General features: G+C 73.2%; 16 protein-coding genes. 9 read left to right on the forward strand and 7 right to left on the reverse strand.

The features are described from left to right. The first annotated feature begins 49 nt into the window (after positions 1-49). Positions 50-415 carry a cupin domain-containing protein gene (locus PSU4_RS03300; RefSeq protein WP_147102453.1) on the forward strand — a complete coding sequence of 122 codons (366 nt, stop codon included), beginning with the start codon at positions 50-52 and terminating at the stop codon, positions 413-415. A 53-nt stretch (positions 416-468) separates the two neighbouring features. Here PSU4_RS03300 and PSU4_RS03305 read toward each other — a convergent pair whose 3' ends face one another. After that, complete coding sequence (locus PSU4_RS03305; RefSeq protein ID WP_147102454.1) at positions 469-1,266, reverse strand: hypothetical protein; 798 nt, start codon at positions 1,264-1,266, stop codon at positions 469-471. 557 nt (positions 1,267-1,823) lie between these two features. Between PSU4_RS03305 and PSU4_RS03315 the strand changes: the two genes are divergently transcribed. Continuing rightward, a complete protein-coding gene (locus tag PSU4_RS03315) occupies positions 1,824-2,069 on the forward strand; it encodes an RNA-binding S4 domain-containing protein (RefSeq protein WP_147102456.1) in 246 nt (81 codons plus the stop codon). Here the strand turns inward: PSU4_RS03315 and PSU4_RS03320 are convergent, their stop codons facing one another. The 4 genes from PSU4_RS03320 to PSU4_RS03335 all read right to left on the reverse strand — a co-directional run bounded on the left by PSU4_RS03320 (position 2,070) and on the right by PSU4_RS03335 (position 7,236). Then, on the reverse strand, positions 2,070-4,100 hold the full coding sequence (locus PSU4_RS03320; RefSeq protein ID WP_246114918.1) for an acyltransferase family protein: 2,031 nt from the start codon (positions 4,098-4,100) through the stop codon (positions 2,070-2,072). 189 nt (positions 4,101-4,289) lie between these two features. Beyond that, positions 4,290-4,940 carry a transglycosylase SLT domain-containing protein gene (locus tag PSU4_RS03325; RefSeq protein ID WP_147102458.1) on the reverse strand — a complete coding sequence of 217 codons (651 nt, stop codon included), beginning with the start codon at positions 4,938-4,940 and terminating at the stop codon, positions 4,290-4,292. 539 nt (positions 4,941-5,479) lie between these two features. Beyond that, entirely contained in the window at positions 5,480-6,538 is a 1,059-nt protein-coding gene (locus tag PSU4_RS03330) for an S-adenosylmethionine:tRNA ribosyltransferase-isomerase (protein ID WP_147102459.1), read from the reverse strand. Further along, positions 6,535-7,236, reverse strand: coding sequence for an SDR family oxidoreductase (locus PSU4_RS03335; RefSeq protein WP_147102460.1), 702 nt, complete (start codon positions 7,234-7,236; stop codon positions 6,535-6,537). The genes PSU4_RS03330 and PSU4_RS03335 overlap by 4 nt, the downstream gene beginning before the upstream one ends. Positions 7,237-7,283: 47 nt before the next feature. On the opposite strand from PSU4_RS03335, the gene soxR reads away from it, so the two are divergent. From soxR to PSU4_RS03355, 4 genes are read left to right on the forward strand one after another with little or no spacing between them, the layout of a single operon-like run. After that, positions 7,284-7,748 carry a redox-sensitive transcriptional activator SoxR gene (soxR, locus tag PSU4_RS03340; RefSeq protein WP_147102461.1) on the forward strand — a complete coding sequence of 155 codons (465 nt, stop codon included), beginning with the start codon at positions 7,284-7,286 and terminating at the stop codon, positions 7,746-7,748. Positions 7,749-7,807: 59 nt separating this feature from the next. Continuing rightward, the gene (locus PSU4_RS03345; RefSeq protein WP_147102462.1) at positions 7,808-8,131 is read left to right on the forward strand and encodes an NIPSNAP family protein; all 324 of its coding nucleotides are present in this window, start codon (positions 7,808-7,810) and stop codon (positions 8,129-8,131) included. A gap of 31 nt (positions 8,132-8,162) precedes the next feature. After that, positions 8,163-8,915: a hypothetical protein gene (locus tag PSU4_RS03350; RefSeq protein WP_147102463.1), complete on the forward strand. Its 753-nt coding sequence runs from the start codon at positions 8,163-8,165 to the stop codon at positions 8,913-8,915. 19 nt (positions 8,916-8,934) lie between these two features. Then, on the forward strand, positions 8,935-9,669 hold the full coding sequence (locus tag PSU4_RS03355) for a tyrosine-protein phosphatase (protein WP_147102464.1): 735 nt from the start codon (positions 8,935-8,937) through the stop codon (positions 9,667-9,669). A 59-nt stretch (positions 9,670-9,728) separates the two neighbouring features. On the opposite strand, the gene PSU4_RS03360 is transcribed toward PSU4_RS03355, so the two are convergent. Then, positions 9,729-10,121, reverse strand: coding sequence for a hypothetical protein (locus tag PSU4_RS03360; protein WP_147102465.1), 393 nt, complete (start codon positions 10,119-10,121; stop codon positions 9,729-9,731). After that, on the reverse strand, positions 10,118-10,372 hold the full coding sequence (locus PSU4_RS03365) for a hypothetical protein (RefSeq protein WP_147102466.1): 255 nt from the start codon (positions 10,370-10,372) through the stop codon (positions 10,118-10,120). The genes PSU4_RS03360 and PSU4_RS03365 overlap by 4 nt, the downstream gene beginning before the upstream one ends. Positions 10,373-10,479: 107 nt before the next feature. Between PSU4_RS03365 and PSU4_RS03370 the strand changes: the two genes are divergently transcribed. From PSU4_RS03370 to PSU4_RS03380, 3 genes are all read left to right on the forward strand, one after another. After that, positions 10,480-11,649, forward strand: coding sequence for an acyl-CoA dehydrogenase family protein (locus PSU4_RS03370; protein WP_147102467.1), 1,170 nt, complete (start codon positions 10,480-10,482; stop codon positions 11,647-11,649). Between the two features lie 8 nt (positions 11,650-11,657). Beyond that, positions 11,658-12,677, forward strand: a complete 1,020-nt coding sequence (locus tag PSU4_RS03375; RefSeq protein WP_147102468.1) for an acyl-CoA dehydrogenase family protein — start codon at positions 11,658-11,660, stop codon at positions 12,675-12,677. 69 nt (positions 12,678-12,746) lie between these two features. Next, the gene (locus PSU4_RS03380) at positions 12,747-13,256 is read left to right on the forward strand and encodes a PadR family transcriptional regulator (protein WP_147102469.1); all 510 of its coding nucleotides are present in this window, start codon (positions 12,747-12,749) and stop codon (positions 13,254-13,256) included. The last annotated feature ends 21 nt before the right edge of the window (positions 13,257-13,277 follow it).

Consider the following 13,277-nt stretch of genomic DNA (forward strand, 5'->3'; position numbering starts at 1 on the left):
GCTGTACGCCGGATGCGGCGACCCCCGCCGAACCTGCGAGGAGGACCATGTGAGCGAGTACAACCCGGCGATGCAGAAGGCGCACCTGGCCGACGTCGAGAGCGACGTCCACGGCCTGATCTCCAAGCGCACGGCCGAGCTCGACGGCGTCGCCGTCACCGAGGTGACCTTCGGCGTCGGCGCCAAGTGGTCGAACGACCTGAAGGACTACGCGGGCACCGACCTGTGCGAGCTGCCGCACGTCGCGCTCGTCCTCGCGGGCACGCTCGCGGTCCGGATGACCGACGGTTCGGAGGAGCGCTTCTCGGCCGGCGACGTCATGCTCCTGCCGCCGGGCCACGACGCCTGGTCCGAGGGCGACGAGGCGTGCACGTTCGTCGAGTTCTCGCGGGGCAACGACTACTACGGCTCCTGACACGACTGCGGCGCCGCTCCCCAGCAGGGAGGGACCGGCGCCGCGGCGGCGGGTCAGCTGGTGGCGGCCTGCGAGGCGTGCGCGCCGCGGCGGCCCGGCGTCGGGCTGTCGCCGTCACGCGGTGCGGGCGCGGTCTGGCCCAGCTCCTTGCCCAGCACACCGGCCAGGCGGCTCAGCTCGCCGCGCACGTCGTCCTGCAACGAGGTCAGGCGGGTGACCTCCTGCGTCGCCTTCTCCTCGCGACGCTGCGCCACCTGCTCGGCCCGCTTACGGGTCTCCTCGGCCTGGGCCTCGGACTCCTGGCGTAGCCGCTCGGCGGCGCGGGTCGCGTTGGCGTGCAGCTCGTCGGCCTGCTCGCGGGCGGCGGCCAGCTGGTCGGCGATCTGCTGCTCCCGGTCCTGCAGCTCGGTCGCGCGCTGCGCGGCCTGCTGCTCCATCAGCGACGCCCGGCTGATCAGGCTCTGCTCCACCTCGTGACGGTGGTGCTCGGCCTCGGTGCGCGCCTTCTCGACGATCGCCGACGCCTCCCGCGACGCGTTGGCGCGCAGCTCCGTGGCCTCCTGCTCGGCCAGGCGGAGCAGCTTCTCGGCGCGGAACCCGAAGCCCTCCTCGGCGGGCGGCGCGGCCTCGGGAGTGGGTCGGTTGCGGGCCTCGCGCAGCTCACGCTCGGTGGCCTCGGCGTGCTCGGTCGCGAGCCGGAGCTTGCGCTGACCCTCCGCGACCTCGGTGCGCATGCGGTTCACCTTCTCGACGAGGTCGGCGACGTACTCGTCGACCTGCCTGCGCTCGTACCCGCGCATCGCCACCGGGAAGTCGGGCACGGTCTCGGTCGTGGGGATCGGTCCGGTCACGAAGTGGTTCCTCCTCGAAGGCGGGGTGCCCGGCACCTCGCGCGGTCGGACGTGCGGCACTGTGGTCGGCATGGAGCGCTGACGACGGGCCTGACCTGCCTGTCGTCGGGTTCGTCGCCTGGGGAGCGGCGCGGAACCGGGGCCGCCGGTTCCGAGAGGGATGTCGAGACGTCGCGACGTTACGTTATCCACTCGGAGCCCTCCGGTCGCCAGGTCCGTTCGGCGGAATCGAGAGTGCGACGAACGGCGGCACCGTCGCCGTGTCATGTCGAATGGAGCAGCCTGTCGTCGACGGACGGTTGCCAGAGGAGGAGCAACGGTGGGTGAGCGACGGGTCCGGCTCGCGTACGGCAGCGACGGGCTGGAGGTGGACCTCCCGGCCGATCGCACGACGGTCGTCGAACCGAAGCCCTCGCCGCGGCCGGCCCCGGTTCCCGGGTCTGCGTCCTCCCGGAAGGCCCGCTCACGCTGCCGTACGTCGCGGCCTGAACTCCCCTGCCGCGCACGAGGTAGGTGGGCCGACCGCGCTGCGCCGACGGGGCGGGGATGATGGACCCATGTCCGCCAGGTCGCCGATCCGTGCCGTCCCCATCCGCGAGGAGCCGATCCGGCTCGGCCAGTTCCTGAAGCTCGCGGGCCTCGCCGAGGACGGCGTGCACGCGCGCGAGCTGGTCGAGGCGGGCGAGGTGCAGGTCAACGGCCGCGACGAGACCCGACGGGGTGCGCAGCTGCGGGCCGGCGACGTCGTCGCCGTCGGCGGGGAGCGGGCCCGTCCCGTGCTCGACGAGGCCCAGGAGCGGTAGCTACCAGCCCATCGCGGACATGATCCGCTGTTCGACGACGGGCGCCATCGACGCGGTGAACGTCGCGCTCAGGTGGTTGTCGTCCATGTAGACCCACACGTTGCCGATCTCGGCGGGGCACTGCCCGTCGGGGGCGCACATGAGGTCGCTGAAGTCGAGGAACCGCACGCTCGGCGGGACGCCCGGGGTCCCGACCCAGGACGGGACCTCCGGGTACCAGGCGTTGCGCTCGGCGCCGCACTGCGGGGCGCCGCGACCGTTCTCCTGGACGCAGTCGGGCGGGCGGAAGTCGAAGCGCGGGTTGTCGCGGACCGCGAGGACCGGGATGCCGGCGTCGGACAGCTGCGTCCACGCCTCGACGAAGCCCGCCGGGGTGCTCTCGGTGAGTCCGGTGCGGACCTCACGGCTGGCCATCGTGAAGACGGCGTCGGGGTGCAGTTCGACGAGCGCGGGCACCAGCGCGGTGTTCCAGGCGAGGCACTCGGCCGAGTCGGGCTCGGTCTCCGAGCCCGTCGAGAACGGGCACGCGCCCTTGAGGAAGGTCGTGACCTCCCACCGGTTGTGCTGCGCGATCGGCTGCAGCGCACCGAGGTACTGCTGGGAGTGCGAGTCGCCGACGACGACGATGCGCCGCTCCGGCGTGCCGTCGACGGGCAGGGTGCACGACTCCAGCGGCGGCCGGACGGGATCCGCACCGCACGTCCACGGGTCGGAGGTCTGGCCCCAGTCGTCGCCGAGGGAGACCATGGGCGGCAACGGGTCGACGGGCTCGTCGCCGGCGGTGACCGCGGTGTAGCCGGGAACGAGGGCCATCGCGCCGGGGTGTGTCGAGTCGCCGATCTGGGCGCCGTGGTCGGCCCGCACCATCGAGACGGCCTGCCATCCGCCCGCGGCGAGCAGGACGAGCGCGACCGCGACGGCGCCGAGCCGGTACTGCCCGCGGCGGCTCGCGTGTCGCTGCCGCATCGGTTCCTCCACCAGGTGATAGGTGATCACGGCGAGCAGCAGCGACAGGACGATGACGAACGAGCCGCCCTCGATGTCGGCCGCCGGCTCGCCGGTGAGGACGAGGAAGAACAGCAGCACCGGCCAGTGCCACAGGTAGAGCGAGTAGCTGATGTCGCCGAGGTAGCGCATCGGTGTCGACGACAGCAGCCGGTCGGCGCCGCGCCTGCTCCCGGTGGCGCCGGCGAGCAGGACGAGCGCGGCGGCGCACGTCGGCCACAGGGCGGCGAAGCCGGGGAAGACGCTGCCGACCTGCAGCACCGCCCCACACGCGACGAGACCGAGCACGCCGAGCCAGCCCAGGAACACCCGGAACCGGGCGGGCAGGGCGATCCTGTCGATCCACAGTGCGAGCAGGCCGCCGAGCGCGAACTCCCAGACCCGGGTGAGCGAGTGGAAGTAGGCGAGCGGCTGGTCGAGCGCCGTGAGTACCACCGAGTACGCGAGCGAGGCGACGAACAGTGCTGCGAGGACGCGGGTGAGCGTGCGGTCGAGGCGGGCCCGGCCGGCGACGAGCGCGACCCCGGCGATGAGCAGTGGCCACACCACGTAGAACTGCACCTGGATCGACAGGGACCAGAAGTGCTGCACGACGCTGGCCGTGTTGTGCTGCGCCGAGTAGTCGACCGAGTCGGCGGCGAGCCGCCAGTTCTCCAGGAAGAACGCCGAGGCGACGATCTCGCGGACCGTCTGCACCCAGCGGGCCTCCGGCAGGATCGCGAGCCCGGCGATCACGGTCGCGACCAGGACGACGGCCACCGCCGGCACCAGCCGGGCGACCTGGCGGCCCCAGTTCCTCGTCAGCGGCACGTTGCCGCGCTGCGCGGACCGGTACAGCTGACCGGTGATCAGGAAGCCGGAGACGAGGAAGAAGACGTCGACGCCGCCGGAGATCCGGTCGAACCACACGTGGTAGACGACGACGAGCGCGACGGCCAGGGCGCGCAGGCCCTGGAGCTCGGGGCGGTAGCGCCGTTCGCTCCGGACACCGGTCGTGCTGGCGGGCGGAGCGGGCCTGGTGGTCATCGCCTCCGATTCTCGCATCCGGCCGATCACCGCGCGTTCCCCAGGTCCCATGCGCAGGTTGTGGCACCGAAAGAGCACCGTCGCCGTGCGGAGCCGAACGGGCAGCGCAGGCGAACGAACGGCACAGTCGCGCAACTCAGTTGCGCGACTGTGCCGTTCGTTCGGGAACTCGGAAGCCCGGGGGGAGGCTCAGTAGCCGATGTACTGGCCCAGGTGGTTGCTGCGGCCGCCGGACGCCAGCGTGCCGATGCCGTAGGTGGCGACCATGTAGCGGACGCCCGCGGTGATGTTCGCGACCGGGTCGGTGATCGAGCGGCCCGCGAGGCTCGGGTGCACGAACTTGCGGAACGTCGACGGGATCGTCTGCATGAGCCCCTCCGACGGCGTCCCGCGGGCCGCGTTGGAGTCCCAGTTGTTGATGGCGCGGGGGTTGCCGCCCGACTCCGCCATGATGATCTTCTTGACGCTCGGCGCGTAGGACTGCGGCATCTCCATGATCCGCAGCGCCTCGGCGATCCAGCCGTCGAGCCCGCCGTTGGCGACGATCGCATCGATCCGGGCGTTCTCCGCGGCCTCGCGGGCGGCCTGTGCGTGCATCTCGGCGAGCTGGTCGGCGAGTTTGCCGCCCTTGTCGAGCGCGGCGATGTCGGGATCGGTGGGGGCGCCGACCTCGGTGTCGTCGGTGTTGACGACGAACGCGACCGGGGACAGCGTGCCGAGCGTGGACGAGGACGTGCGGACCGGCGCGGTGTCGACCGGCAGCGTCGTCGAGTTCGCGGCCAGCGAGGTGGGGATCTCGGCGGCGTCCGCGACGGGGAGCGCGCCGGTTGTCGTGGGCATGACGAGGGCGAACGCGCCGGTGCTGACGACGCCGACGGCCGCGCCGAGGGCAGCGGTCGTGTGCGCGGCGGTGCGCCTGGCCGACTCGGTGAGTGGCCGCCGGGCAGTCTGGTGCCGCGTGGGGGTCCGGTTCGGGGCCGGGACCACTGGCACCTGCCTGCCGCCTGGGGAGCGGTGGCTGGGCAAGTCATGTCCTTCCGCGATCAGCCGACCAACGGGGACGGACGTCCGGTTCGGGGGCCCGGGGAGCCGGTTGGGGAGTCCGGCTCGATGTCCGCTCGTGATCGGATCGTGACTGCCCGAGGCACATTACGGAAGGTGAGCAAGAGGGGACAAGGCGCAGGGCTGCCTGTCGGCGCTCCTCACCCGCCGCTCGCCCGGACGGCCGCGCGACAGCTGGTCGGCCATGGTCCGCGACGAACGGTCACAGAACGCGTTCGGCGGTCGTTTCCGCTGCAACCGTCGGGTCCCTGATGATCACCGGTCGTACCGTTCGGCGCCGATCGTCCGCAGTGGCCGGACAGGCGGTCCCGTGATCGTCAAGAGCGGGTCCGGGCGAGCAGCAGGCAGCTGTCGCCGAACTCGTGCCACAGGTAGCCCTCCGCGAGCGCGGCCCCGTAGGCGGCGGCCACTGTCTCCGGGCCGGCGACGGCCTCGAGCAGCAGCAGGTGCGAGGCCTGCGGCTCGTGCCAGCCCGTCACCAGCCCGTCGACGGTCCGCGCCGGCCGGTCGGGGCCCAGCACGAGCTCGGTCCAGCCGCTGCCCGCGCGGACCGAGCCGTCGTCGGCGGCCACCGTCTCCAGGGCACGGGTGACGGTCGTGCCGACGGCGACGATCCGGCTGCCCGCGGCCCGGGCGGCGTTGACGGCGTCGGCGGTCCGGGTCGGGACGCGGTAGCGCTCGGGCAGCGGCGTCTCGCCCGCCTCCAACGACGAGACACCCGTGTGCAGGACGATCCCGGCCACGCCGACGCCCCGCGCGGCGAGCCGGGCCAGCACGTCGCGGGTGAGCGGGCGCCCGGCCGAGGGCATCTCGGCGCTCGGGAACTCCCGCCCGGGCTTCGCGACGACCGTGCGGAAGTCGGCGATCCCGGGGGCGGCTCGCAGGTAGGAGTAGGTGATGGGCCGCCCGACGCGCTCGAGCCAGCGCAGGAACGGGCCGTCGGTCACGATCATCGCCCGCCACAGCCGGCTGGTCACGGCCGCCGGGTCCGGGTGCGCCGCCACCAGCACGGCATGCGCGCCGCCGGGGAGCGTGACGACCTCGCCGGACCGGCCGTCGTGCACCCGTTCCCGCCCGGGCGTGCGCAGCTCGACGACCCAGCGGTCGGGCACCTCGGGCACCGGGCCGCTGATGTGGACGGTGACGGGCCGGCCGTCGGACCGCGTGCCGTCGACCGCGGCGGGTGCGGTCGACGAGGTGTTGACGACGAGCAGGTCGCCCGGCGCGAGGGCCGACGGGAGGTCCCGGAACCGCCGGTGCCGGACGGGCGCCCCGGGCCGGGCGACGAGCAGCCGCACCCCGTCGCGGGGCAGGCCGCGGGCCTCGGGCGGCTCGGTGGCCGACAGCCGGTCGGGCAGGACGAACGACACCGTCATCGGGTGGTCTCCAGGAGGTCGGCCGCGCGATGACGTCCCGACGGGGGCCGTCGGTCGAGCAGGGTCAGCAGCGCGGGGACGACGGTCGCGGGCTCGGGTCGGTCGGAGATGTCCTCGCCCGGGAAGGCGCGCTGGTGCATCGCGGTGCGCATGTCGCCGGGGTCGAAGGCGTAGACGCGCACCGCGGGCTCCTCGACGCCGAGGACGGCGGCGAGCTGGTCGAGTGCGGCCTTGGTCGCGCCGTAGCCGCCCCATCCCGCGTAGGCCTCGACGGCCGCGTCGGAGCTGAGGGTGACGATCGCGGCGCCGGGGGAGGTGCGCAGGATCGGCAGCAGCAGCCGGGTCAGCGCCAGCGGTGCGGCGACGTTCGTGTCCCAGAGGTCGTCGAACGCCTGCGGGGTGAGGTCGGCGAGCCGGGGCAGCGGGCTCGGGCCGAGCGCCCCGGCGTTGTGCACGAGCAGGTCGAGGCCACCGGCGCGGCGCACGGCGGAGTGGAGGGCGCCGCGGTGCGCGGCGTCGGTCAGGTCCCCGGCGACGGTGACGACCCGCCCCGGGCCCGCCAGGTCGGCGGTGGCGGCGGCGAGTGCGGCGGCGTCGCGGCCGTCGACGATCACGGTGGCACCGCGGGCCACGAGGCCCGCGGTGAGGGCGAGGCCGAAGCCGCGTGCGGCTCCGGTGACGAGCGCGGTCGATGTCATGTGGCCTAGGGTGAGAGCTGAAGTCAGCTCGAGGTCAAGGAGTTTCGGTGGACGCCCACGACCTGCTCACGATCGGCGAGGTCGTCGACCGCAGCGGGTTCCCGCACTCGGCGCTGCGCTACTACGAACGCGAGGGCCTCGTCTCGGCGACGCGGACCTCGGGCGGGCAGCGCCGCTACGAGCGCGGGGTGCTGCGCCGGCTCGCGTTCATCCGCGCCGCCCGCGCGATCGGCATCGGGCTCGACGAGGTGCGCGACGCCCTCGACCGGCTGCCCGCGGGCCGCACCCCGACCAAGGCCGACTGGACGCGGCTGTCCCGGTCGTGGCGTGGCCGTCTCGACGAACAGATCGAGGCGCTCGTGGCGCTGCGCGACGGGCTCGACTCCTGCATCGGCTGCGGCTGCCTGTCGCTGGCCCGTTGCCGGCTGTGGAACCCGGGCGACCGCATCGGCGCCCAGGGCGACGGCGCCCGGCTCCTGCCGCCCGCCCTGCGCCGGCCGCCGGTCGGCTGAGGAGCCGCGGCGAGGTCCTTACGATCACCGGTGACGACGTCGTCCACGAGGGAGAGCCGATGATCTACGAGATCCGCGAGTACACGACCGTCCCGGGCCGGATGCCGGCACTCGTGAAGCGGTTCAACGAGGTCACCAGGGCGCAGTTCGCCAAGCACGACATGGAGTGCGTGTTCCTGTCGCTGACCACGGTCGGCGACAACACCAACAACGAGCTCGTCTACGTCATGAAGTTCGACTCGCTCGCCGACATGGACGCCAAGTGGTCGGCGTTCCTGTCCGACCCCGACTGGATCGAGGCACGCGCCGCCAGCGAGGCCGACGGGCCGATCGTCGCGAAGCTGCACCGCCGCGTCCTGAACCCGGAGCCGTTCGCGGGCTGACCGCCGGGTACCGCCACCCGGACACAGTGGGGTGCTGGCATCCCTGACCGCCGGGCCGTCGCGGCGAACACTCGTCGTCATGAAGAAGCTCGCCGCGATGGCAACGGCGGCTGTCGCGCTGGTCGCGGTCGCGGGCTGCGCGCAGACCACCTCCGGGACGGCCGAACCCGTCGCCCGCACCGTCGCCGCCACGCCCGTCGTCCCGCCACCCGCCGCGGCCGCCGGTGAGGCGCCACCCGCCTCCACCGGCACGCCGGGTATCCGCGACTTCGAGGCCGCCGCCGACGGGTTGCGGCCCTTCCTGCTCACCGAGGCCGAGGTCGGCCCCGGGTTCACCTCGATCGCCGAGCCGAAGCCCGACCCGTCGGCGCCCGCGGTCTGCGGCGGGCAGGGCGTCGTCGCCCGGTTCCCCGACGCCGTCCGGGTGGGCGTCGCGTTCGAGAGCGCGTCGGTGCGGGTCCAGGAGGCCGTCTCGGTCTACCCCGACCAGACCACCGCGCAGGCCGCCTACGACCACTCCGTCGCAGGCCTCGACTGTGGGCAGGGCAGCATCGGCGGCAAGCCCGTCGTCGTCACCCCCGGTGAGGACCTGCGGGTCGACGTCGGCGGGACGCAGGCCACCGGCTGGCGCGTCGGCGGGGAGGGCTTCGACATCCTGCTGATCTCGGTGCACCGCGACGAGGTCGTCATGACCTTCACCTGGCTGACCCCCGAGGGCGGCTCACCGGATCTCCCCGATCCGCTCGTCGTGACGCGGGGCGCAGTGCAGAAGCTGGTCGGCTGAGCCGGGTTACGGTGCCGGGGTGACCGTCGTCGATCGCTGGCTGCAGCTCGAAGGTCTCGACAACGTCCGCGACGTCGGCGGTCTGCCGATCGCGGGCGGCGGGACCACCCGACCCGGAGTGCTGCTGCGCAGCGCCTCCCTGCACTACGTCACCCCCGCCGACGTGCGGCACCTCGTCGACACCTTCGGGCTGTCACTGGTGCTCGACCTGCGGACCGCCCGGGAGATCGACCGCGACGGGCCGACGTCGGTCGCGGCGGCGGGTGTCGAGACGGTCGCGCTGAGCTTCATCCCCGAGGAGGGCCGGGCCCTTCCCGAGACCGACGAGGATGCCGACCCGTTGGCGCGCAACTACCTCGGCTACCTCGCCGACCGGCCCGCCAACGTCGTCGAGGCGGTCCGCAGACTCGCCGCCCCGCAGGCCGGGCCGGCGCTCGTGCACTGCGCGGCGGGCAAGGACCGCACCGGCGTCCTGGTCGCGCTCGTCCTGGACACGGTCGGCGTGGAGCGCGACGCGGTCGTCGACGACTACGCGTTGTCGGCGACGAAGGTCGAGGACATGTTCCGGCGCTGGACCACGGCCGAGGGCAGCGAGATGCCCGCCGACCTCACCCCGCACCTGCCCCGCGCCGAGGCGATGGCCCAGGTGCTGGCCACCCTCGACCGCGAGCACGGCGGTGCCGCGGGGTGGTTGCTCGCGAACGGCCTGGACGACTCCTCGATCGTCCGGCTACGGGAACGGTTCGCGCACTGAACCCCTGTGAGTGGCGATAGTCGCTATAGCGACTATCGCCACTCACAGGGCGAGCAGGGCTACGGGAGCTCCTCGATCGCGACGCCGACGTCCATCTTGCGCAGCGCGCCGGGGTCGCCGGTGACAGCGGGCCAGCCGCGGCGCCGCGAGGCGGCGACGACCTGGCCGGTGACGAGGTCGTCCTGGCCGGAGGCGGCCATCAGCAGGCCGGACTCCTGGGCCATGGCGGGGCTCAGCTCGTCGATGACGGTGTTGGGCAGCCCGAGCAGGACCTGAAGGGCCGCATGGTGTTCGGGCTCGACGAGCGACCACGCCCGGCCGAGCGCGGCGCTCGGGATGGCCAGCACGATGTTCTCCTCGACCGCGGCCCACACCAGGGCGCGGACGTAGACGGGGCGGCCGGTGGCGAACGCGGCCAGTGCCGACGCGTCGAGAATCCTTCCGCCGATCACCGCGGTGAGCCGACCGGCGCGGGCGGCGGGACGACGCGCAGGGACCGGCGGGCGGCGTCGAGCTCGTCCGGCGGGGGTGGTCCGCCGTAGAGGTCGGCCAGCGTCGCGAGGGAGCGGTCGCGCGTCTGGCGCGCTGCCACCGCCTCCGCGACGTAGGCCGACAGGCTCGGTGAGTGACCGGCGCGGACCGCGTTCCGCGCCACGGCCACCAGTTCGGCTGGAAGGGTCACCGTCACCCGCTCACTTCGCATACTCCGAGGCTACGGGGTGCATACCGGCGGCGCCGCCCGGCACGCGGCAAGTTACCGACGAGTATGGAAGGCTGCGGGACGACCGGACCGGCGCGCGAGGAGGCTGCATGGACCTGACCTACACCGAGGCCGAGGAGCAGTTCCGCCGGGAGCTCCGCGCCTGGCTCGGCGCGAACATCCCCGACGAGTGGACCCGCCCCGGCTTCTGGGAGTCCCTGGGCGACGACGAGAGCTTCCGCGTCCGGCGCGACTGGGAGCGTGACAAGGCCCTGGCCGGGTTCGCCGGCATCGAGTGGCCTGCCGAGTTCGGCGGCCGCGGCGGCACCCCCGGCATGAAGGCGATCTACGACGAGGAGACCGTCCGCGCCCACGCCCCGCGCACCGTCAACCCGCTGGGCCTGGCGTTCCTCGCGCCGACGGTGATGGCGATCGGCACCGACGCGCAGAAGAAGGAGATCGTCGGCCCGTTGCTGCGCAACGAGGTCATCTGGTGCCAGGGCTTCTCCGAGCCCGGCGCCGGTTCGGATCTCGCCGCCTTGTCGACCAAGGGCGTGCGCGACGGCGACGACTTCGTCGTCAACGGCCAGAAGGTGTGGACCACCAACGCCGTCCACGGCGACAAGATCTTCACCCTCGTCCGTACCGAGCCGGGCAGCCAACGCCACCGCGGCATCTCCATGCTGCTGATCGACATGCACCAGGACGGTGTCGACGCGCGGCCGCTCAAGCAGATGAGCGGGGCCAGCGAGTTCGGTGAGGTGTTCTTCGACGACGCCCGCGTCGCCGCCACCGACGTCCTCGGCGAGATCGGTGACGGCTGGCGCACGGCGATGCTGCTGCTGTCGTTCGAGCGGGGCGCATCGGGGATCGGGCAGTACACCGAGTTCCGACGGCAGTACGACGAGATCGTCGACGTCGCCCGCAGACTGGGGCGTCACACCGACCCGGTGATCCGCGGCCGCCTGGCGAGGGTGCTCACCGAGCTGGAGTGCCTGCGGCTGCACGCGATGCACGTGCTCACCCAGGTCGAGCAGGGCCGCGACCTCGGGTTCGAGGCGTCGATGACCAAGCTGCAGTGGTCGGAGACGTTCCAGGACCTCTGGGAGGTCTACGACGACATCCTCGGCGAGGACGCCACGCTCGACTCGCTCGGCGAGCTGGATCTCCGCCCGCTGCACGCACAGGCCATGTGGTCCCGGTCGGTCACGATCTGGGGCGGGTCCTCACAGGTGCAGCGCACGATCACCGCCGAGCGCGTGCTCGGCCTGCCGCGGTAGGGGGAGCAGTGTTCTTCGCACTCACCGACGACCAGCGCGAGTTCGGCACCGCGGTCACGACGTACCTGGCCGAGCGCTTCGACCTCGAGGCCGTCCGCGGCGTCGTCGAGGACGCCGCCGCGAGCGGCGCAGACGGCGCTGTCGGCGACGGCAACCCCGAAGCGCTGTGGAAGGCCGCCGCCGAGCAGGGCTGGCTGGCCGTCACCGTCCCCGAGGAGCACGACGGCCTCGGGCTCGGCCTGGTCGAGGCCCAGGTCATCGCCCGGTCGCTGGGTGCGGGCGTCGCACCCGGGCCGTGGCGCGGCACCGTCCTCGCCGCCGATGCGGTCCGGCTGGCGGGCTCGCCCGAGCAGCAGGCGGCGTGGCTGCCGAGGCTCGCGTCCGGCGAGGCGGTGGGCGCGGTGTCGCTGAGCGGCGCGCCTGTCGAGTACGCCGCGATCGCCGACGTCCTCGTCGTCCGTGACGGCGACGGGCTCGCCCTCGCCGAACGTGGCGGGTTCACCACGGAAGCGGTCGGCTCGTACGACGGAACGACGCGGCTGGCCCGCGTCACCGTCGAGACGTCCGAGGCGTTCCCCGGTGAGGCGATCGCGGATCTCACCGCCCGGGCGACCGTCCTCGTCGCGTCCGATCTGGCCGGTGTCGCGCGCGAGGCGATCACCCGGACCGTCGCCTACGACCGTGAACGCGAGCAGTTCGGCGTGCCCGTCGGCTCCTTCCAGGCGATCAAGCACGCGCTGGCCGACCTCCACGTCGGCGTGACGATGGCCGAGCACGCCGTCCTGTATGCGGCACATGCCGTCGACACCGGGGCCGACGGCGCGGACCTCGCCGTCGCCGTCGCGAAGGCCAAGGCGTCCGACGCCGCGCTGGCCGCGACCGCGGCGATGATCCAGTACCACGGCGGCATCGGCTACACCTGGGAACACGAGGCGCATCTGTTCTACAAGCGCGCCAAGCGTCTCGCCGGGCAGTACGGCGATGCCGACGCGCAGCGTGAGCGGATCGCCACGCTGACGATCGGCTGACCCGGTCGACCGGGCGGTGTCCGTCCGCTGTGGATGCGGACCTCGCCCGGTCGTGTCACTGTAAGAGCCATGCCAGCGTCCACTGCCGTGAATGCGACCGCTGCTGCGCTGCTCGGACTGCTGCACGCCGGGCCGATGACAGGCGGCCAGCTCGTCGCCGCGGCGGCCGACCGCTTCGGTGCCTTCTTCTCCGTGACCCGCAGCCAGGTGTACCGGGAGCTGCCCGCCCTCACCGAGGCCGGGCTGCTCAAGCTCGGCAAGCAGGGGCCACGGGCGTCGCAGCAGTACGTCATCACGCAGCCGGGGCGGCGTGCCTTCAAGGCGTGGCTGATGGCGGGCGGCGGGGCCGACTCGCTGCGCAGCCCGCTCGTGCTGCGGCTGCTGCACTCGCGTTCGCTCACCGTTCGGCAGCGCGCCGAGCTCGTGCGCACCGCCCGGGTCGCCTACGCGGTGCGGCTCGACGGCGCCCGCTCGGCCGCACGGTCGGAGTCGGACCCGTACGAGAAGGCCGTCGCCGACTTCGCCGTGGCCCACACCCGCGCGATGGTCAAGCTGCTGGATGCCATCCCGACCGAATAGACGCGTTGCGTAGGCTGGTCT

This window comes from Pseudonocardia sulfidoxydans NBRC 16205 (assembly GCF_007989085.1).
Taxonomy (GTDB): domain Bacteria; phylum Actinomycetota; class Actinomycetes; order Mycobacteriales; family Pseudonocardiaceae; genus Pseudonocardia; species Pseudonocardia sulfidoxydans.

What these genes read in the sequence shown, in the direction of transcription:
- PSU4_RS03345 (WP_147102462.1), top strand. Translation starts at nt 7,808, where the DNA reads ATGATCTACGAGATCCGCGAGTACACGACCGTCCCGGGCCGGATGCCG.
- PSU4_RS03315 (WP_147102456.1), top strand. Translation starts at nt 1,824, where the DNA reads ATGTCCGCCAGGTCGCCGATCCGTGCCGTCCCCATCCGCGAGGAGCCG.
- PSU4_RS03325 (WP_147102458.1), bottom strand. Translation starts at nt 4,940, where the DNA reads ATGCCCACGACAACCGGCGCGCTCCCCGTCGCGGACGCCGCCGAGATC.
- PSU4_RS03330 (WP_147102459.1), bottom strand. Translation starts at nt 6,538, where the DNA reads ATGACGGTGTCGTTCGTCCTGCCCGACCGGCTGTCGGCCACCGAGCCG.
- PSU4_RS03365 (WP_147102466.1), bottom strand. Translation starts at nt 10,372, where the DNA reads ATGCGAAGTGAGCGGGTGACGGTGACCCTTCCAGCCGAACTGGTGGCC.
- PSU4_RS03335 (WP_147102460.1), bottom strand. Translation starts at nt 7,236, where the DNA reads ATGACATCGACCGCGCTCGTCACCGGAGCCGCACGCGGCTTCGGCCTC.
- PSU4_RS03370 (WP_147102467.1), top strand. Translation starts at nt 10,480, where the DNA reads ATGGACCTGACCTACACCGAGGCCGAGGAGCAGTTCCGCCGGGAGCTC.
- PSU4_RS03320 (WP_246114918.1), bottom strand. Translation starts at nt 4,100, where the DNA reads ATGACCACCAGGCCCGCTCCGCCCGCCAGCACGACCGGTGTCCGGAGC.
- PSU4_RS03380 (WP_147102469.1), top strand. Translation starts at nt 12,747, where the DNA reads ATGCCAGCGTCCACTGCCGTGAATGCGACCGCTGCTGCGCTGCTCGGA.